18 protein-coding genes are annotated in these 19,415 nt (G+C 70.3%); 9 read left to right on the plus strand and 9 right to left on the minus strand.

Translation table 11 applies throughout. The features are described 5' to 3' along the window. The 4 genes from WFJ36_RS06230 to WFJ36_RS06245 are packed head-to-tail and all read left to right on the plus strand — an operon-like array spanning position 1 to position 4,248. A complete protein-coding gene (locus WFJ36_RS06230; protein ID WP_336642907.1) occupies positions 1-1,650 on the plus strand; it encodes an ABC transporter ATP-binding protein in 1,650 nt (549 codons plus the stop codon). Next, positions 1,647-2,609 carry a S66 peptidase family protein gene (locus tag WFJ36_RS06235; RefSeq protein ID WP_336642908.1) on the plus strand — a complete coding sequence of 321 codons (963 nt, stop codon included), beginning with the start codon at positions 1,647-1,649 and terminating at the stop codon, positions 2,607-2,609. The genes WFJ36_RS06230 and WFJ36_RS06235 overlap by 4 nt, the downstream gene beginning before the upstream one ends. Next, positions 2,606-3,439 (plus strand): serine hydrolase, encoded by an 834-nt coding sequence (locus WFJ36_RS06240; RefSeq protein ID WP_336642909.1) that lies wholly within the window; start codon positions 2,606-2,608, stop codon positions 3,437-3,439. Before WFJ36_RS06235 ends, WFJ36_RS06240 begins: the two co-directional genes overlap by 4 nt. Then, a complete protein-coding gene (locus WFJ36_RS06245) occupies positions 3,436-4,248 on the plus strand; it encodes a serine hydrolase (RefSeq protein WP_336642910.1) in 813 nt (270 codons plus the stop codon). Before WFJ36_RS06240 ends, WFJ36_RS06245 begins: the two co-directional genes overlap by 4 nt. A 96-nt stretch (positions 4,249-4,344) precedes the next feature. Here the strand turns inward: WFJ36_RS06245 and WFJ36_RS06250 are convergent, their stop codons facing one another. Further along, the gene (locus tag WFJ36_RS06250) at positions 4,345-5,394 is read right to left on the minus strand and encodes a P1 family peptidase (protein WP_336642911.1); all 1,050 of its coding nucleotides are present in this window, start codon (positions 5,392-5,394) and stop codon (positions 4,345-4,347) included. Between the two features lie 157 nt (positions 5,395-5,551). Here WFJ36_RS06250 and valS point away from each other — a divergent pair, with 157 nt between their 5' ends. Further along, positions 5,552-8,146, plus strand: coding sequence for a valine--tRNA ligase (gene valS, locus WFJ36_RS06255; protein WP_071329568.1), 2,595 nt, complete (start codon positions 5,552-5,554; stop codon positions 8,144-8,146). Further along, positions 8,146-8,355, plus strand: coding sequence for a hypothetical protein (locus WFJ36_RS06260; RefSeq protein ID WP_071329569.1), 210 nt, complete (start codon positions 8,146-8,148; stop codon positions 8,353-8,355). Before valS ends, WFJ36_RS06260 begins: the two co-directional genes overlap by 1 nt. 83 nt (positions 8,356-8,438) lie before the next feature. On the opposite strand, the gene WFJ36_RS06265 is transcribed toward WFJ36_RS06260, so the two are convergent. The 4 genes from WFJ36_RS06265 to tdh are packed head-to-tail and all read right to left on the minus strand — an operon-like array spanning position 8,439 to position 11,553. Then, complete coding sequence (locus WFJ36_RS06265; protein ID WP_292791257.1) at positions 8,439-8,657, minus strand: hypothetical protein; 219 nt, start codon at positions 8,655-8,657, stop codon at positions 8,439-8,441. Continuing rightward, positions 8,654-9,277, minus strand: a complete 624-nt coding sequence (locus WFJ36_RS06270; RefSeq protein WP_292791259.1) for an ArsR/SmtB family transcription factor — start codon at positions 9,275-9,277, stop codon at positions 8,654-8,656. The genes WFJ36_RS06265 and WFJ36_RS06270 overlap by 4 nt, the downstream gene beginning before the upstream one ends. Positions 9,278-9,331: 54 nt before the next feature. Next, the gene (locus WFJ36_RS06275; RefSeq protein ID WP_336642912.1) at positions 9,332-10,510 is read right to left on the minus strand and encodes a glycine C-acetyltransferase; all 1,179 of its coding nucleotides are present in this window, start codon (positions 10,508-10,510) and stop codon (positions 9,332-9,334) included. Continuing rightward, complete coding sequence (tdh, locus tag WFJ36_RS06280; protein ID WP_071329573.1) at positions 10,510-11,553, minus strand: L-threonine 3-dehydrogenase; 1,044 nt, start codon at positions 11,551-11,553, stop codon at positions 10,510-10,512. The genes WFJ36_RS06275 and tdh overlap by 1 nt, the downstream gene beginning before the upstream one ends. 81 nt (positions 11,554-11,634) lie before the next feature. Between tdh and WFJ36_RS06285 the strand changes: the two genes are divergently transcribed. Genes WFJ36_RS06285 through WFJ36_RS06295 form a run of 3 tightly spaced genes read left to right on the plus strand, consistent with a single transcriptional unit; the run spans position 11,635 to position 15,145 of the window. Further along, positions 11,635-12,567, plus strand: a complete 933-nt coding sequence (locus WFJ36_RS06285; RefSeq protein WP_071329574.1) for a LysR family transcriptional regulator — start codon at positions 11,635-11,637, stop codon at positions 12,565-12,567. 9 nt (positions 12,568-12,576) lie between these two features. After that, positions 12,577-14,628, plus strand: coding sequence for a M3 family metallopeptidase (locus tag WFJ36_RS06290; protein WP_336642913.1), 2,052 nt, complete (start codon positions 12,577-12,579; stop codon positions 14,626-14,628). Positions 14,629-14,647: 19 nt separating this feature from the next. Continuing rightward, positions 14,648-15,145 carry a GyrI-like domain-containing protein gene (locus WFJ36_RS06295; protein ID WP_336642914.1) on the plus strand — a complete coding sequence of 166 codons (498 nt, stop codon included), beginning with the start codon at positions 14,648-14,650 and terminating at the stop codon, positions 15,143-15,145. Between the two features lie 15 nt (positions 15,146-15,160). Here WFJ36_RS06295 and WFJ36_RS06300 read toward each other — a convergent pair whose 3' ends face one another. The 4 genes from WFJ36_RS06300 to WFJ36_RS06315 all read right to left on the minus strand — a co-directional run bounded on the left by WFJ36_RS06300 (position 15,161) and on the right by WFJ36_RS06315 (position 19,407). Then, positions 15,161-15,697 carry an NUDIX hydrolase gene (locus WFJ36_RS06300; RefSeq protein WP_336642915.1) on the minus strand — a complete coding sequence of 179 codons (537 nt, stop codon included), beginning with the start codon at positions 15,695-15,697 and terminating at the stop codon, positions 15,161-15,163. Between the two features lie 3 nt (positions 15,698-15,700). Next, positions 15,701-16,969, minus strand: a complete 1,269-nt coding sequence (gene clpX, locus WFJ36_RS06305) for an ATP-dependent Clp protease ATP-binding subunit ClpX (RefSeq protein ID WP_025105011.1) — start codon at positions 16,967-16,969, stop codon at positions 15,701-15,703. Between the two features lie 147 nt (positions 16,970-17,116). Further along, positions 17,117-17,968 (minus strand): aldehyde dehydrogenase family protein, encoded by an 852-nt coding sequence (locus WFJ36_RS06310; protein WP_071329578.1) that lies wholly within the window; start codon positions 17,966-17,968, stop codon positions 17,117-17,119. Beyond that, positions 17,965-19,407 carry an aldehyde dehydrogenase family protein gene (locus tag WFJ36_RS06315; RefSeq protein ID WP_336642916.1) on the minus strand — a complete coding sequence of 481 codons (1,443 nt, stop codon included), beginning with the start codon at positions 19,405-19,407 and terminating at the stop codon, positions 17,965-17,967. Before WFJ36_RS06315 ends, WFJ36_RS06310 begins: the two co-directional genes overlap by 4 nt. Between the last annotated feature and the right edge of the window lie 8 nt (positions 19,408-19,415).

Genomic DNA, 19,415 nt, shown 5'->3' on the forward strand with positions numbered 1-19,415 from the left:
ATGCCCGACCTGATCTTCGACGACGTCTCCATCACGTACCGCACCTCGGGGCGGTCGGGGCGGGACGAGGTGGCGGCCGTGCGCAACGTCTCGCTCACCCTCCCCGCCGGGCAGACGCTCGGCATCGCCGGCGAATCCGGCTCCGGCAAGTCCACCCTCGCCATGAGCGTGCTCCGGCTCCTGCCGCGCAACGCCCGGCTCAGCGGCCGCGTGCTGCTCGGCGACCAGGACGTCGCCACGTTGTCCTTCGGGCAGCTGCGCGCCGTGCGCTGGGCGCAGACGTCCATCGTGTTCCAGGGCGCGATGCACTCGCTCAACCCGGTCCGCACGGTGGGCTGGCAGCTCCTGGAGGCGCTGGAGCTGCACGCCTCCGACCGGTGGAAGGGCGAGAAGGCGCGCAAGGAACGGGTGCGGGAGCTGCTCGACATCGTCGACCTGCCGCAGCAGAAGAGCGAGTCGTATCCCCACGAGCTCTCCGGCGGCCAGAAGCAGCGCGTCATGATCGCGATGGCCCTCGCGTGCGATCCCGAGGTCATCATCGCGGACGAGCCGACCACCGCACTCGACGTGATCGTGCAGAAGCAGATCCTCGACATGATCTCCCGTCTCGTGGCGGAGCGCGGCATCTCGATGCTCATGATCAGCCACGACCTCTCGGTGCTCGCCACGGCGTGCGACCGGATCGCCATCATGCGCGACGGGGAGCTGGTCGAGGTCGGCGAGAGCTACGCGGTCTGCACGACCCCGCAGGAGGCGTACACGCGACAGCTCGCCGACGCCTTCCCCACGATCGGCGACCCCGCCTCGCGGATGGCCCCGGTGACGCGACATGGCCGCGATGCGGACGACGTGCCGGAGATCACGCACGGCGACGAGGTGCTGCTGGAGGCGCGCGGAGTCAACGTCACCTACCGCTCCGGCGGGCGCCCCGTGCATGCGGTCCGCGACGTCGACCTCTCGGTGCGCAAGGGCGAGATCGTCGCGCTCGTCGGCCAGTCCGGCTCCGGCAAGTCGACCCTCGCCCGCGCGCTCATGGGCTTGCAGCCCGCCGACCCCGGGTCGCAGATCCTCTTCGACGGCGCACCGATCCCGTCGAAAGGACGCGACCTCGCGCGGTTCCGCTCGCAGGTGCAGCTCGTGCTCCAGGACCCGTGGGCCGCTTTGAACCCGAAGCACAGCGTGTACGAGTCCGTCGCCGAGGGGCTGCGCGTGCAGCGCTTCCCCGGCGACGAGCGCGAACGCGTGGCACAGAGCCTCGCCGACGCGGAGCTCACCCCGCCGGAGCGCTACTTCGGCGCCATCCCGCAGGAGCTCAGCGGCGGGCAGCGGCAGCGCGTCGTCATCGCCGGCGCGCTCGCCGTGCAGCCGCAGATGCTCATCGCCGACGAACCCGTCGCCTCGCTCGACGCGTCCGTGCGCGGAGAGATCCTCGGGCTCCTGCTGGAGCTGCGGCGCCGCCTCGGCCTCTCCGCCCTCGTCATCACGCACGACCTCGGCCTGGCCTGGAACATCGCCCACACGGTCGCGGTGATGTACCACGGACAGATCGTCGAGCACGGACCCACCGAAGAGGTGCTGCTGAACCCGCAGCACGAGTACACCCGGCACCTGCTGTCCGCGGCGCCGCGCATCGAGGAGAAGACGGCATGAGCGTCCTGACGGAGGCGGCGGTGTCGCCGTATCTCGACACGGCTCCCCTGCAACCCGGTGACACGGTGGCGATCGTCTCGCCGTCCGGTCCCGGCAACGAGGAGAACACCCAGCGCGCCGTCGGCTACTACGAGTCCTGGGGTCTGAAGGTCCGCGTGGGCGCGCACGTCCTCACGCCGCACCCCCGCGCGTCGTACCTCGCGGGGCCGGACGACCTCCGCCGCGCCGACCTCGTCGACGCCTGGCTCGATCCGGAGGTGGACGCCGTCGTCACGGCACGCGGCGGCTACGGCGCGCTGCGCCTCCTCGACGGCATCGACTGGGCCGACATGCGCCGCGGGGCGCTGCGCAAGGACGGGCGGCCGAAGCTCCTCACGGGCTCGTCCGACGTGACCGCCCTGCACGAGACGTGGCGCGCGCACCTCGACGTCGCGACGCTCTTCTGCCCGATGGCGGGGAACAACGTCTTCCGCGATTCCGAGCAGGTGCGCGACGACGTGCAGCGCTGGCTCTTCGAACCCTGGCGCGGGCGGGAGCTCATCGGCCCCAAGACCGAGATCATGACGCCGGGCCGCGCCGAGGGGCGCTTCACGGGCGGCAACCTCAGCCTGCTGGCGGCCGGACTCGGCGCCCCGGAGGCGCACGTCCCCTCCCCCGGCATCCTGTTCCTGGAGGACATCACCGAGGAGCCCTACCGCCTCGACAGCTTCGTCACGCAGCTCCGGCGCGCGGGCCGACTCGCCCAGGCGACGGGCATCGTGCTCGGCTCCTGGCACGAGTGCGGCGACCTCGACCTCGTCCACGCGCTCATGCGGGACGAGTTCCAGGACGCCGGGGTCCCCGTGCTGTGGGAGCAGGGCTTCGGCCACGACCCGCACGCCCTGACCATCCCGCTCGGTGTCGACGGAGTGCTGGACGCGACCGGCGACGAGCCCCGCCTCACGGTGGGACGGCCATGATCGCCCTTCCGCCCCTCGATCCCCGTGTCACCTGGTCGATCCGGCTCGTCGATGCCGACAGCGGCGAGACCCTGGCGGAGCACGAACCGCACACGCAGTGCGAGACCGCGAGCATCGGCAAGATCTTCCTGCTCCTCGAGGTCGCTCGACGGCTGGAGGACGGCACGCTCGCCGAGGACGACCGGATCGAGATCCCGGACGAGCACCGCGTCGAGGACTCCGGGCTCCTGTACCGCATGCACGATCAGCGCATCACGGTCCACGATGCGGCGCTCCTCGTCGGGGCGGTGAGCGACAACCTCGCCACGAACGCCCTGATCCACCTCTGCGGTCTGGAGGAGGTCCGGGCCGTCGCCCCGGCACTCGGATACCGCGATACCGCGCTGCACGATTACATCCGCAACGAGCGCACCCCCGACCTGCCCTGGACCCCGTCGTTCGGCACGGCGGCCGAGCTGTCCGACGTGATGCGCCGGCTCGGTGCCGGCGAGGCGTTCTCCCCCGCGGTGAGCGCCCGGGTGCTGGACTGGCTCGCCGCCGACACCGACACGTCGATGACCGCCGACGCCTTCCTCCTCGACCCCCTCGCCCACGTCGAGGCCGAGTATCAGGGCATGGTGCTGCGCCACAAGACCGGCAGCGTCAGCTTCGCCCGCGTCGACGTCGGACTGCTGCGGGGCCCGAAGGCCGCAGTCGCGTATGCGGTGGCGGCGAACTGGAAGGACTCCGCGGCCGACCTCCGCGCGCCCGTGCTCGACGGCATGCGCGCGGTCGGTGAGCTCATCCGCGCGCACGTCACCGGACGCGCACGCGACGAGGAGGACGCATGAGCGCGATCGACGTGGAGCTCCCCGACGAGAACGGCACGGTGTGGTCGGTCCTCGTCCAGGACATCGACTCCGGCGAGGTGCTGCTGCGCCATGACCCGGAGACGGTGCAGGACACGGCGAGCGTCGGCAAGATCTTCCTCCTGCACCGCCTCCTCGCCGAGGTGGACGCCGGCACACGTACTCTCGAAGAGCGCGTGACCCGACGGCCGGTCGAGGCCATCGAGGACTCCGGGCTCTGGTACCTGCTGCAGGCGTCCGAACTGTCGCTGTACGACGTGGCCGCGCTCATCGGTGCGGTGAGCGACAACGCCGCGACCAACACGCTGGGCCGCGTCATCGGCATCCCGACCGTGCAGGAGCACACCCGCGCGCTCGGCTACACTGCCTCGGCCCTCGACGACATCGTGCGGTGGCCGATCCCGCCCGGGGCCCCGAAGACGCTGTCGCACGCGAACGCCGCGGAGCTCGTGCTCTTCATGTCGCGGCTGGCCGACGGCACCGATCTCTCCCCCGCCTCGGCCGACACGCTGCGCCGCTGGCTGGGCGCGGGCATGGACCTGTCGATGGTCGCGTCGGCGTTCGACCTCGACCCGCTCGCGCACTGGGGCTTCGATCGCGGCGTCTGGCTGCTGAACAAGACCGGCACGATCTCCCGCGTCCGCGCCGACACCGGGATCGTCATGTCCTCCACCCGCCGGATCGCCTACGCAGTGCTGGCGAACTGGGACCGGGGCGCCGACGGGCGCGGCCCGGTGCTGGCCGCCATGCGCCGCATCGGCGAGGGCATTCACGCCGCGCTCGCCGACTGACCACCGTTCACAACTCAGGAGTTCCGGCCGATGGCGGCGCGGCGCGCCGCGCCTGCGGCGCCCACCGCCCACCTTCTCCTGAGTTGTGAACGCGAGTCAGACGACCCCGGCTCGCGTCAGGCGCTCCCGCACCTGGTCGATCGGCACCGCATGCGCGGACCGCCCGTCGGGGCCCACGGTCGTCTCCGCCGCGAGTACGGAGTTGATCAGCGCCTCCTCGACCGCGTCCATCGTCGCGGCGAAGAGCGGCGAGAGCTCTTCGTCCGCCGCCGGACCGCCGTCCGCCTGGTCGTGCACCGAGAACGCGATGGCGTAGTCGCCGCTGCCCTGCGCATAGTCGGCGCCGACACCGCGCATCGCGAACACGGCGCGGTTGGCCACACGGCCGAGCTGCCGTCCGTCGACGGGGGCGTCCGTCGCGACGACGATCATGCAGGAATTGCCCACGGGCTGTGCCGGAGCCTCGGCGAGCAGCTCCTCCGCGGGCAGCGGGACGCCGGCGATCCGCAGCGTGCCGCTGAAGTTCGTCTGCACGAGGACGCCGACCGTGGCCGGCTGCCCCGCGACCTCGACCAGGCGCGAGGCCGTTCCGATGCCGCCCTTGTACCCGAGGGCGACGGTCCCGGCACCGGCGCCCACGCCTCCCTCCGCGACCGCTCCCTGAGCCGCCGCAGCCAGGGCCGCCGTCACCTGCTCCTCCCCCACGGCGCGTCGACGGATGTCGGAGAGGAAGCCGTCGTTCGTCTCTCCCACCACCGGATTCAGCGTCGTCGTCCGCGCGTGCATCGGCGTCGCCAACAGATGCCCGAGGAGCGCGTCGGCGACGCGGAACACGGACAGCGTCGAGGTCAGCAGGATCGGCGTCTCCAGCGCCCCGAGCTCGCGGAGCTGCGTGGCGCCGACGAGCTTGCCGTAGCCGTTGCCCACGGAGAGGTTCGCGGGAAGGCTGCGGCGCTCGGCGGTGAGGGCGTCGGGGACGATCGCCGTCACGCCCGTGTGCAGACCGTCGCCGTGCAGCGTGGCGTGTCCCACCCGCACACCGGGGACGTCGGTGATCGCGTTCTCCGCGCCGCGCGGGAAGGCTCCGGGCGGCACGCCGAGGTCGGCGAGACGGGGACGGGAGGACGAGGACGACGGCGGTCTCATGCTCCGATCCTTCCAGCGTCGGAGGGGCCGGCCGCAGCGCCGCGCCGGGCGCTCCCCCGGGTCGAGCGCCCCGGCCGTGCGCTCGGTAGACTGGGCGGCACCACCCACACTCAGGCACGCTCACACAGTGCCGCATACATCGCTCGAGGAGACCTCCATGTCCGCCATTCCCGACAAGCCCGCACTCGAAGGTCTCGAAGCGAAGTGGGACGCCGCCTGGGCGGAGCAGGGCACGTACCTGTTCGACCGTCTGCGCGCCGCCGAGCTCGGTCGTGAGGGCGTCTACTCGATCGACACCCCGCCGCCCACCGCCTCGGGCAGCCTCCACATCGGTCACGTGTTCTCCTACACGCACACCGACGTCAAGGCCCGGTACGAGCGCATGCGCGGCAAGACCGTGTTCTACCCGATGGGCTGGGACGACAACGGTCTGCCCACCGAGCGCCGCGTGCAGAACTACTACGGCGTCCGCTGCGACCCGTCGCTCCCCTACGACGCCGACTTCACCCCGCCTTTCGAGGGCGGCGACAACAAGTCGAGCCGGGCTGCCGACCAGCAGCCCATCAGCCGCCGCAACTTCATCGAGCTGTGCGAGCGCCTCACGATCGAGGACGAGAAGCAGTTCGAGGCGCTGTTCCGTCAGCTCGGGCTGAGCGTGGACTGGACGCAGACCTACCGCACCATCTCCGACGACACGATCCGGCAGAGCCAGCTCGCCTTCCTCCGCAACATCGAGCGCGGCGAGGCGTACCAGGCCCTCGCGCCGACGCTGTGGGACATCGACTTCCGCTCCGCGATCGCGCAGGCCGAGCTCGAGGACCGCGACCAGCAGGCCGCGTACCACACAATCGAATTCCCCTTCGCGGACGGCTCCGGCTCGATCGCGATCGACACCACGCGCCCGGAGCTCCTCCCCGCGTGCATCGCGATCGTGACCCACCCCGAGGGGCCGCACAAGCACCTCATCGGCACCACGGTGCGCACGCCCTATTTCGGCGCCGAGATCGAGATCCACGGCCACCACCTCGCCCAGCCCGACAAGGGCACCGGCGCCGCGATGGTCTGCACCTTCGGCGACGTGACCGACATCATCTGGTGGCGCGAGCTGCGCACCACCGCCGGCGAGTCCCTGCCGAACATGACGACGATCGGCCTCGACGGCCGCTTCCTGCCCGAGGCCCCGTCGATCGTGGCCGACGCCGACGCGCGCGCCTGGTACGCGGAGAACGTGGCAGGCAAGACCGTCTTCAGCGCCCGCAAGGCGATCGTGGAGAAGCTGCAGGAGACCGGCGACATGACCGCCGTCGGCAAGCCCTTCCAGCACGCCGTGAAGTTCTTCGAGAAGGGCGACCGCCCGCTCGAGATCGTCTCGACCCGGCAGTGGTACATCCGCAACGGCGCCCGCGACGGCGAGCTGCGCGATCAGCTCCTCGCGCACGGTACCGAGCTGGCGTGGCATCCCGACTTCATGCGGGTCCGCTATGAGAACTGGGTCGGCGGCCTCACCGGCGACTGGCTCGTGTCCCGGCAGCGATTCTTCGGCGTGCCTATCCCGCTCTGGTACGCGCTGGACGAGAACGGGGAGCGCGACTACGACCGGGTGCTCACCCCGGATGCGGCCGCGCTGCCCATCGACCCGACCACGGATGTCCCGGCCGGCTACACCGAGGACCAGCGCGGGGTGCCGGGCGGGTTCGACGCCGAGGCCGACATCCTCGACACATGGGCGACGTCGTCGCTGACCCCGCAGCTCGCGGGCGGCTGGCAGCGCGACGAGGAGCTGTGGCAGCTCACCGCTCCGTTCGACCTGCGCCCGCAGGGACAGGACATCATCCGCACCTGGCTCTTCTCGACCATGCTGCGTTCCACGCTCGAAGACGGCCGCGCCCCGTGGAAGAACGCCGCCATCTCCGGCTTCATCGTCGACCCCGACCGCAAGAAGATGTCGAAGTCGAAGGGCAACGTGGTCACCCCGGCCGACGTGCTCGACGCCCACGGCTCGGACGCGGTGCGGTACTGGGCGGCGTCGAGCCGCCTCGGCATGGACGCGGCCTTCGACCCGCAGAACCCGACGCAGGTGAAGATCGGCCGGCGTCTGGCGATCAAGGTGCTCAACGCCGCCAAGTTCGTGCTGTCGTTCCCGGTGCCCGCGGGCGCTCAGGTGACGCACGCGCTCGACGCGTCGATGCTCACGGCGCTCGACGGCGTGGTGGCCGAGGCCACCGCGGCCTTCGACCGGTATGACGCGGCCCGGGCGCTGGAGCTGACCGAGGCGTTCTTCTGGACGTTCTGCGATGACTACCTGGAGCTCGTGAAGGAGCGCGCCTACAACCAGAACGACGTGGGTCAGGCTTCGGCCGCCCTCGCGCTGCGTCTGGCCCTGTCCACGCTGCTCCGCCTGCTCGCGCCGGTGCTCTCCTTCGCCACGGAGGAGGCCTGGTCGTGGTTCGAGGAGGGCTCCGTGCACACCGCTGCCTGGCCCGAGAAGCTCGGCATCGAGGGCGACCCGGCCGTGCTGGCCGCCGCGAGCGAGGCGCTCATCGGCATCCGGCGCGCGAAGACCGAGGCGAAGGCATCGCAGAAGACCCCGGTCTCCCGTGCCGCCATCGCCGCTCCCGCCGCGAAGGTCGAGGCCCTGCGCGCCGCCGCGGACGACCTCCGCGCGGTCGGCCGCATCGCCGAGCTCGAGATCACCGAGGCAGAGGAGTTCGCGGTCACCGCGATCGAGCTCGCCCCGGTCGAGGCCTCCTGATGCAGCTCGGCACGCGCTGGGCGACGGGTGCTCAGCCGCCCGCGTCGGTCCCCGAGGCGCTGCGTCCCGCGATCGCCGAGGTCGAGTCCCGGGGCCTTACCGGCCACTGGACCCTCACCTGGCTGGAGGGCCGCGCGATCGCCGAGCTCGATGCCGGCTGGGAGGTCCTCCAGACCCCCTCCGGCGAGGTCATCGCCCGCCCCTTCTGATCGCGAGACCCCGCTTCATCGTCGAGACCCCCTCCTTCCCGCGAAGAGAAGAGGGGGTCTCGATGCGTACCCGGGGTCTCGGGTCAGCGACGCGGGGCACCGAGCTGCGCGAGGAGATGATCTACGGCGTGCGGGTCGTGACGGCGGGCCTGCTGTTCGCGGAGGAGATCGAGGGCGAGGGTCCGCCGCTGTGCGCGACGCTCGATCCGGTGTTCGACCGCGGCGGTGACCCGGTCTGCGAGGCGCAGCAGTCCACGCTCCGTCCGTGTGGGACTGACAAGGTGCAGGGTCGCGGCGGTCATGATGCCTCCGTCGTCTCGCCCGCATCGGCGGTGCTCGCCCGCGGCGATGTCGGCAGATCGAACAGCTCGGCCCGCACGGAGACCCGCCGGACATCGGGCCCGGTCTGACCTCGATAGCGTTCGATGGCCTGTTCGATGAGGTCCTCCATCTCCTGCCGCAGCGCCATGGCCTGCGCCGGCGTGACGTCGAGGTGTGTCGTGACGGTGATGCCCACGTCCCGCCACCCCTCGGGGACCTCGGACTCCGGGCGGTTGAGGTACTGCATCAGCGTCTCGTGCCGGAGCCGGAAGAACTCCGACGTCACGATCTGCGCCGCGGCACGGTTGGCCGGCGACATCTGCTCGTCCGGGCCCGGCAGGTCGATGCGTCCCTTCGGACGCTCCCACCATCGCTCCCGTGCCGTGCCCCGGCCTTCCACCTCGCGGATGAGGTCGTGGGCCGCGAGAGCGCGGAGGTGATAGCTGGTGGATCCCGAGGTCTCCCCCACGAGGGCCGCGAGAGAGCTGGCCGTCTGAGGACCACGAGAGGCGAGCAGATCGAAGATCTTGACCCGCAGCGGATGCGCGAGCGCTTTGAGCGCCCTCGCATCCAGCGTCCGTACCTGCGTCTCGTTCGTCATGAATGCAAAGATACACTTGCAAACAACTCTTTGCAAGCATTTCTTTGCATCTGGTCAGCTCACCGTATCCCGCGCCGCGACAAAGGCCGCCACACAGCGCTCCACCTGGTCGGGGGTGTGCGCGGCGGAGAGCTGCACCCGGATACGCGCCTTGCCCCGCGGCACGACCGGGAAGCTGAACGCCGTCACGTAGACACCCTGATCCTGCATCGCCGCGGCGATCCGGGCGGTGAGGGCGGCATCGCCGAACATGACCGGCACGATCGGGTGCTCGCCCGGAAGCAGGTCGAACCCTTCCTCCGCCATCCGGGCACGGAACAGGGCCGCGTTGTCCCGCAGCCGCGCCCGAAGGTCGGCCGATCCCTCGACCAGGTCGAGCGCGGTCAGCGTTCCGGCCACGATGGCCGGAGCGAGGGTGTTCGAGAACAGGTACGGACGGGAGCGCTGACGCAGCAGCGCGACGATCTCGGCGTGCGAGGCGACGTACCCGCCGGAGGCGCCGCCCAGCGCCTTGCCGAACGTGCCGGTGTAGATGTCCACGCGATCCGCGACGCCGCACAGCTCCGGCGTTCCGCGTCCGTTGTCGCCGACGAAGCCGACCGCGTGCGAGTCGTCCACGAAGACGAGGGCGTCGTAGCGCTCCGCAAGGTCGCAGATCTCGGCCAACGGGGCGATGTAGCCGTCCATCGAGAAGACGCCGTCGGTCGCGATCACGCGGAAGCGGGCATCGGCGGCCGCCCGCAGCTGCTCCTCCAGGTCCGCCATGTCGCGATTGCGGTAGCGGAGCCGGCGTGCCTTCGACAGCCGGATCCCGTCGATGATGGACGCGTGGTTCAACTCGTCCGAGATGATCGCGTCCTCGGCGGAGAACAGCGTCTCGAAGATACCGCCGTTCGCGTCGAAGCAGGAGGAGTAGAGGATCGCGTCATCGGTGCCGAGGAAGTCCGCGAGCCGACGCTCGAGTTCGAGGTGCTGCTCCTGCGTACCGCAGATGAAGCGGACGCTCGCGAGCCCATACCCCCACTCGTCGAGCGCCGTGCGCGCCGCAGCGAGGATCCGGGGGTCGTCGGCCAGCCCCAGGTAGTTGTTGGCGCAGAAGTTGAGCACCTCGACGCCATCGGCCGTGATCTCCGCCCGCTGCGGGCCGCGGATGCCGCGCTCGTGCTTGGTGAGCCCCGCCTCCTCGATCCCCGCCAGCTCCTGCGCCACATGGTCTTTGAAGGTCGCGTACATCACAGCTCCGTCCAGTCGAGGATGATCTTGCCCGTGCCGGCGGACTCCGCCGCCGCGAATCCGCGCTCCCAGTCGCGCGCCGGTACGACCTCGGCGATCACCCGGGCGATCGCTTCGCGCAACGTCGCACTCGTCTGCAGCATCGCCCCCATGGCGTTCCAGGTCTCGAACATCTCCCGGCCGTAGATCCCGGTGATCGTGAGCATGTGCGTGACGAGCTTGCCCCAGTCGATGTCGAACCCGGTCGACGGCAGCCCGAGCATGGCGATGCGTCCGCCGTGGTTCATGTTGTCGATCATCGCCGGGAGCGCCGATGCCGCGCCGGACATCTCGAAGCCGATGTCGAACCCCTCGCGCATCCCGAGCGCCCGCTGCGCGTCGCGGATCTCCTGGCGGGAGACGTCGACGACCTCGTCGGCTCCCATCCCTCGTGCCATCTCCAGCCGCGGCGCGCTCACGTCGGTCCCGACGATGAAGCGGGCGCCCGCATGCCGGGCGACGGCGATCGCCATCAGGCCGATCGGCCCGCACCCGGTGACGAGCACGTCCTCGCCGACGAGGGGGAAGCGGAGGGCGGTGTGCACGGCGTTGCCGAGCGGGTCGAAGATCGCGCCGAGCTCCGGGGCGACCTCGGAATGGTGGACCCACACGTTCGTCGCCGGAAGCGAGAGGTACTCGGCGAAGGCGCCGTCGCGCTGCAGCCCGAGTCCGATCGTGCGGATGCACATCTGCCGGCGTCCGGCACGGCAGTTCCGGCATGTGCCGCAGACGATGTGCCCCTCGCCGGACACCCGGTCGCCGACGGCGATGTCGTGGACGAGCGGCCCGACCTCGACGACTTCCCCGTAGAACTCGTGTCCCGGGATGAGGGGCGCGGCGATCGCGGAGGCCGCCCAGTCGTCCCAGCGACGGATGTGCAGATCGGTACCGCAGATGCCGGTGCGGAGGACACGGATGACGACCTCTCCGGGACCCGCGACGGGGTCGGGACGCTCCACGAGCGCGAGGCCCGCGCCGGGTTCCTCCTTGAACAGAGCTCTCATACTCTGATCTCATCGCATCCGTTGCTGTAGAACAATCGTCATCTTCTGCATTGTCTCTATAGCGCCGTCTAAACTATAGGAGTGGAACTCCATCAGCTCCAGATCCTCCGCGAGCTTGGAGCCTTGGGCAGCGCGACCGCCGTCGCCGAAGCGCTCCGGGTCACCCCCTCCGCGGTCTCGCAGCAGCTCGCCGCGCTGCAGCGCTCCTTCCCGGCCCCGCTCACCCGTCGCCAGGGGCGCACCCTCGTGCTGACCGCCGCCGGCGAGGTACTGGCAGCAGCCGGAGCCGAGGCCATCGATGCGATGGCGGCGGCGCGCCACGCCCTGGACGACTTCGAGGGCGCGGCGACGGGAGAGGTCAGCGTCAGCGGCTTCCACAGCGTCGGTCAAGCGCTCTTCGGCCCGCTCGTCCGCGAGCTGTCCGGGAAGGAGCACGCGCCGACCGTCCGCCTCACGGACGAGGACGTCGCGCAGAGCGAGTTCCCCGGCCTCACCGCGCGGTACGACCTCGTCCTCGCTCACCGGATGGAGCACTCCGCCCCGTGGCCGAAAGACGGCATCCGCACCGTCGGTCTCATCCGGGAACCCCTGGACGTCGCCGTCGCCACCGACCACCCTCTCGCCGATCGCCGCACTCTCTCACCGGACGATATCGCCGACGAGCAGTGGGTGACGAGCCGCGTCGGCTACTCCCCGGACGACGTGCTCCGCGCGGTCGCCGCCGTCGCCCGCCGCCCGGTCGAGGTCCGGCACCGCATCAACGACTACGGTGCGGTGTCGGCGGTGGTCGCCGCCGGGGGCGTCGTGGGGATGCTCCCCCGGTTCACCTCGCGCAGCGTCGACGATCGCGACATCGTACGCATCCCGCTCCGAGGCGTGAGCACGCACCGCATGATCGACGTCCTCGCGCGCCCGGAGAACCTGCGCCGCCGCTCCGTTCGGGTCGTCGTGGACGCCCTGCGAGAGGTGATGACCCGTCTGAGCGCGGAGCGTTCCGGGGACGGCGATGGCTAGGCTCGGAGGATGAGCGACGCCACGAACCCGCTGCTGCAGCCGTCGACCCTCCCCTTCGGGCTCCCGGACTATCGGGCCATCCGCCCGGAGCACTACCTCCCCGCCTTCCGCGCCGGGTTCGCGGAGCAGCTCGCCGAGGTCGCGAACATCACCCGCGTACGGTCGATGCCGACGTTTGAGAACACCCTCGAGGCACTGGAGAGGTCCGGCGAGCTCCTCGACCGGGTGGCCCACACGTTCTACACGGTGAGCTCCGCCGATGCCACACCGGAGATCCAGGCGATCGACGAGGAGCTCGCGCCGCTCATGGCTGCCCATCAGGATGCGATCACACTCGATGCGGCGCTCTACGCGCGCGTGGCCTCTGTGTACGAGCAACGCGACACCCTCGACCTCGATCCTGAGCAGCGCTATCTCGTGGAGCGCTACCACCGCGAGATGACGCATGCCGGCGCCGCGCTCGGCGACGAGGCGAAGGCGCAGCTCACGGTTCTGAACCAGAAGCTGTCGGTGCTCACGAATACGTTCGAGCGGAACCTGCTGAGCGATACGAACGACCTCGCCGTGGTCTTCGACTCCGCCGCCGAGCTGGAGGGCCTGAGCCCGGGTGAGCTGTCCGCCACCGCGCGCGCCGCGGCCGACCGCGGGCTCGACGGCCGTTACCTCCTCACCCTGCCGCTGTTCACCGGCCATCCGGCGCTCGCCCGGCTCGCGGTGCGGGAATCCCGCCACCGGATCATGGCGGCGTCCCGCGCGCGCGGATCACGGGACAACGGCAACGACAACCGCCCGGTGCTGCGCGAGATCGTGCGCCTCCGCGCCGAGCGCGCGCGCCTCCTCGGGTACCCGTCGCATGCCGCGTACATCACCGCCGACGAGACGGCGGGCTCCCCGGAGGCCGTGGAGCAGATGCTGCGCCGGCTGGCCACGCCGTCTGCGCGGAACGCCCGCGCCGAACGTGCCGCCCTCCAGGCGATCGTCGACGAGACCGAACCGGAGCCCTTCCCCGTGGCGGCCCACGACTGGGCGTTCTACACGGAGCGCGTGCGCACTGCGCGCTACGACATCGACACCGCCGCCCTGCGCCCCTGGTTCGAGGCGGAGCGCGTGCTGCAGGATGGCGTCTTCTTCGCGGCGACCCGCCTGTACGGGGTGACCTTCCACGAACGGCACGACCTCGCTGCCTACCACCCGCAGGCCCGCGTCTTCGAGGTGCGCAACGCCGACGACTCGCCGCTCGGGCTCTACGTGCTCGACCTCTACACCCGCGACTCCAAACGCGGCGGCGCCTGGATGAACGCGATCGTGAGCCAGTCCCGCCTGCGCGGCAGCGCCCCGGTCGTGGTCAACAACCTCAACGTCCCGCAGCCCGGGGACGGCGAGCCCACGCTGCTGACGCTCGACGAGGTGACGACGCTCTTCCATGAGTTCGGGCACGCGCTGCACGGCCTGTTCGCCACGGTGACCTACCCGCACTTCGCCGGGACCAACGTGTTCCGCGACTTCGTCGAGTTCCCCAGCCAGGTGAACGAGATGTGGATCCTCTGGCCCGAGGTCCTCGACCACTACGCCCGGCACCACGAGACCGGGGAACCGCTGGATCCCGCCATCGTGGAGCGGCTGCGGGAGACCGCGACCTTCGACCAGGGTCATGCGACCAGCGAGTACCTCGCCGCGGCGTGGCTGGATCAGGCGTGGCACCGGCTCTCCGCCGAGGACACGGTGGACGATGTCGCAGGCTTCGAGGCGGCCGCGCTGGCGGACATCGGGCTCGACGACCCCGCCGTTCCGACCCGGTACTCCTCCACCTACTTCGCCCACGTGTTCTCCGGGGGGTACAGCGCCGGGTACTACTCGTACATCTGGAGTGAGGTGCTCGACGCCGACGCCGTGGAGTGGTTCCGGGAGAACGGCGGCCTCACCCGCGCCACTGGGGACCGCTTCCGCGACCGGCTGCTCGGGGTCGGAGGCTCGAAGGACCCGCTGGCCGCGTACCGCGACTTCCGCGGGCGGGATGCCGAGATCGGGCCGCTCCTGAAACGCCGTGGACTGGATTCCTGAGTCGTGAGACCCTGAGCGCATGGACGCATTCCCTGACGCTCCCTTCGGCCCGACGGACAGTCTGGAGCTGGAGCCCGTTCCGCTGGCCGTCATCCGTCATGGGGGCATCCGGATCTCCGACCTCCGCGATGCCTTCGACTCCGGATACGCGGCGATCGGTGCTGCCTTCGCTGCGGGCACCCTGATTCCCGCCGGCCCGGCAGTCGCGATCTACCACGGCGATCCGATGGGCGTGTTCGATCTGGAGCTCGGCTTCCCCGTGCAGGCTCCACCCTCCGACCCGATCGCCACGGGCGACGGAACTGCCATCGTGGCGTCGGCCCTGCCGACCGGGCAGGCCGTCGCGACCACCGTCTTCGGTTCCTACGACGGCCTCGGCGCCGGCTGGGCTGGGCTGGTCGCGCGCGCCGAAGAGGCGGGGCTGCACCCGCGCGGCGTCTGGATCGAGGTCTACGTCTCGGACCCGGGTGTCGCTCCCGACGAACTCCGCACCGACCTGCTCATGCCCGTGGCCTGAGCAGGCGTTCAGCTCCTATCGCCGGAGTCGGTCCATCGCCTTGTACCAGGTGAGCTGGTGGTAGCTCTGGGTGAGGTGCTCCCCCACCCGGTCGAGAGGCAGGGACCGCACGACGATGGCCTCGTGCTCGTCCAGGGACTGCTCAGTGACGCGCGTGCAGCCGAGAGCGAGGAAGTGATGCACTTTGTTCGTGTGCGTTCCGAAGTTCGCCCACGTCGCGCCGAGAGCCACCAGCTCATCCGCGACGCATCCGGTCTCCTCCCGGAGTTCGCGCGTCGCCGCGTCTTCCGGACTCTCCCCCGGCTCCGCTCCCCCTCCGACGGTGCCCAACGCGAGGACTCCCGCTCCGTGGCGGTACTCTTCGACCACGATCGCGTCGCCGTCGCGATCGACGGCGAGGACGGAGACCCACTCGCCGTACTCGAGGACGTAGTACGGCGCGATCCGCCGGGCCTTCTCGTCCAGGCACTCATCCGCATGCACCGTGATCCACCGATCGGCGACGAGCGTCGTCCGCGCGACGGTCGTCCATGGAACGGGGTCGGCACCCATGGATCAGGCGCTCTTGCGCTTGCGCTCCATCACGATGGTGGGCGGGGCGCCCTCGTCGACGGCCGCGCGCGTGATGATCACCTTCGCGACGTCTTCGGCAGAGGGGATCTCGAACATCACCGGACCGAGCACGTCCTCCAGGATGGCGCGGAGTCCGCGGGCCCCGGTCTTGCGCTCGACGGCGAGGTCGGCGATCGACCGCAGCGCGTCCTCCTCGAACTCCAGCTGGACGCCGTCGAGCTCGAACATGCGCTGGTACTGCTTCACGAGGGCGTTGCGCGGACCGGTGAGGATGTCGATGAGGGCGGCCTGGTCGAGCGGTGACACGTTCGTCACGACGGGCAGACGACCGATGAACTCCGGGATGAGACCGAACTTGTGGAGGTCTTCCGGGAGCACCTCGCTGAACAGGTCGAGGTCTTTGCCCTTGTCGTGCAGCGGAGCGCCGAAGCCGACACCGTGCTTGCCGACGCGCGCCGAGACGATGTCCTCCAGCCCGGCGAAGGCCCCGGCCACGATGAAGAGCACGTTCGAGGTGTCGATCTGCAGGAACTCCTGGTGCGGGTGCTTGCGGCCCCCCTGCGGCGGCACCGAGGCGACCGTGCCCTCGATGATCTTCAGCAGCGCCTGCTGCACGCCCTCACCCGACACATCGCGGGTGATCGACGGGTTCTCGGCCTTGCGGGCGATCTTGTCGACCTCGTCGATGTAGATGATGCCCTGCTCGGCGCGCTTCACGTCGTAGTCGGCGGCCTGGATGAGCTTGAGCAGGATGTTCTCGACGTCTTCGCCGACGTAGCCCGCCTCGGTCAGTGCCGTCGCGTCGGCGACGGCGAACGGCACGTTGAGGCGCTTGGCGAGCGTCTGCGCCAGGTAGGTCTTGCCGCAGCCTGTCGGGCCGATGAGCAGGATGTTGCTCTTGGCGATCTCGACCTCTTCGGCCTTCTGCTCGGCCGGCTGCAGGGTGCCGTGCGCGCGCACGCGCTTGTAGTGGTTGTAGACGGCGACGGACAGCGCGCGCTTCGCGGGTTCCTGTCCGACGACGTACTCCTCGAGGAACGTGAAGATCTCGCGGGGCTTCGGCAGCTCGAACTCGGCGACACCCTCGGCGGACGACTCCGCCATGCGCTCTTCGATGATCTCATTGCAGAGCTCGACGCACTCGTCGCAGATGTACACGCCGGGTCCGGCGATGAGCTGCTGCACCTGCTTCTGGCTCTTTCCGCAGAAAGAGCACTTGAACAGGTCAGCGCTTTCACCGATGCGGGCCATGCGCGTCCTCCTCGGGGGGATCAGGATCGTTCTTCGAGCCTAACCGCTGCATACGACACCGGGCCGCATTGGCGACGGGTCGCTCGGCGGTTCCTGCGCGAAGAGCCCCGACGCGGGCATCGCGACGGGGCTCCCCGGTGGCGGTCGTCAGACCATGCTCTTCGTGTGCCAGACCGTCTTGACCTCGGTGAAGGCGGCGATCCGCTCCGGCGAGGCGACCACGTCGCCGGGGGCGAGCACGCGCTTCAGCGTCTCCGCGGCGGCGATCTGCATGTCGACCCACTCCAGTGCGCCCGCGCCGGCGAGGTCGAGGGCGTTCACGTCCTGGTGCGAGGCGAGCCACGGCGCGATCTCCGCCGGCGAGCCGGTGAGCACGTTCACCACGCCCCCTGGCACGTCGCTGGTCGCGAGCACCTCCGCGAGACTGATCGCGGACAGCGGGTACTGCTCGCTCGCGACCACGACGACGGTGTTCCCGGCGACGAGGGCGGGGGCGACCACCGAGACCAAGCCGAGCAGCGCCGAGTCTTGCGGGGCCACGATGGCGACCACACCGGTGGGCTCTGGCACCGAGATGTTGAAGTACGGACCGGAGACGGGGTTGGCGTTGCCCGCCACCTGGGCGTACTTGTCGCACCAGCCGGCGTACCAGACCCAGAGGTCGATCGCCTCGTCGACCTGCGTCGTGGCCGCCGAGGTCGAGATGCCCTCTTGCGCCACGATCTCGTCGATGAACTGCGCGCGACGCCCTTCGAGCACCTCGGCGACCCGGTAGAGCACCTGGCCGCGGTTGTAGGCCGTCGCCCCCGACCAGCCCTTGACGGCGGCGCGCGCGGCGACGACGGCGTCGCGGGCATCCTTGCGAGAAGCCTGGGCGGCGTTGGCGAGGAAGGCACCCTTGCGGGAGACGACCTCGTAGGTGCGTCCGGACTCGCTGCGCGGGAAGGCCCCGCCGATGGCGAGCTTGTAGGTCTTCGGAACGGTCAGTCGCTTGCTCATGCTGCGGCTCCCTTGAGGTAGGCGGTGAGTCCCTGGCGACCGCCCTCGCGGCCGAACCCGGACTCCTTGTAGCCGCCGAACGGGCTCGACGGGTCGAAACGGTTGAACGTGTTCGCCCATACGACGCCCGCACGCAGCCGATCAGCGACCGCGAGGATGCGCGAGCCCTTGTCGGACCAGATGCCGGCGGAGAGACCGTACGGGGTGTTGTTGGCCTTCGCGATCGCCTCGGCGGGCGTCCGGAAGGTGAGGACCGACAGCACCGGGCCGAAGACCTCGTCACGGGCGATGCGGTGCGAAGCCTCGACGCCGGTGAAGATCGTCGGGGCGAACCAGAAGCCCTGCTCCGGGATCGCGCAGTCGGCGGTCCAGCGCTCCGCGCCCTCGGCCTCACCGATGTCGCTCAGCTCGCGGATGCGGGCGAGTTGCGCCGCCGAGTTGATCGCGCCGATGTCCGTGTTCTTGTCGAGCGGGTCACCGAGACGCAGCGTCGACAGCCGGTTCTTCAGTCGGTCGACGACCTCGTCGCGGATCGACTCCTGCACGAGCAGACGACTCCCGGCGCAGCACACGTGACCCTGGTTGAAGAAGATGCCGTTGACGATGCCCTCGACCGCCTGATCGATCGGCGCGTCGTCGAACACGATGTTCGCAGCCTTGCCGCCCAGCTCCAGCGTCAGCTTCTTGTTCGTCCCCGCCACGGCACGGGCGATGTCGCGACCGACACCCGTCGAGCCGGTGAAGGCGACCTTGTCGACGTCCGGGTGACGCACCAGGGCGGCACCGGTCGCCCCGGCTCCGGTGACGATGTTCACCACACCGGCGGGAAGATCGGCCTGCTGCAGGATCTCGGCGAAGATCAGCGCCGTCAGCGGCGTGGTCTCGGCCGGCTTGAGCACGACCGTGTTCCCGGCCGCCAGCGCGGGCGCCAGCTTCCACGCGAGCATCAGCAGCGGGAAGTTCCACGGGATGACCTGCCCGGCAACGCCCAGGGCGCGAGGGTTCGCGCCCAGACCGGCGTAGTCGAGCTTGTCGGCCCAGCCCGCGTAGTAGAAGAACCAGGACGCGACGAGCGGCACGTCCACATCACGGCTCTCCTTGATCGGCTTGCCGTTGTCGAGGCTCTCCGCGACGGCCAGCTCGCGGGCGCGCTCCTGCACGAGCCGGGCGATGCGGAACAGGTACTTGCCCCGATCGCGGCCGCTCATCCGCGACCAGACCTTGTCGTAGGCGCGACGGGCCGCGGCGACGGCGCGGTCGATGTCCGCGTCGTCGGCGGAGGCGATCTCGGCGATGTCCTTCTCCGTCGCCGGGGAGATGGTGCGGAAGGGGGCGCCGGAGCCGTCGACGAACTCGCCGTCGATGAACAGCCCGTAGCTGTCCTTGAGGTTCAGCACCGCCGTGGACTCCGGAGCCGGAGCGTATTCCAGGAATGACATGTCGGGTT

This window comes from Microbacterium sp. MMO-113 (assembly GCF_037148555.1).
Classification (GTDB): Bacteria; Actinomycetota; Actinomycetes; order Actinomycetales; family Microbacteriaceae; genus Microbacterium.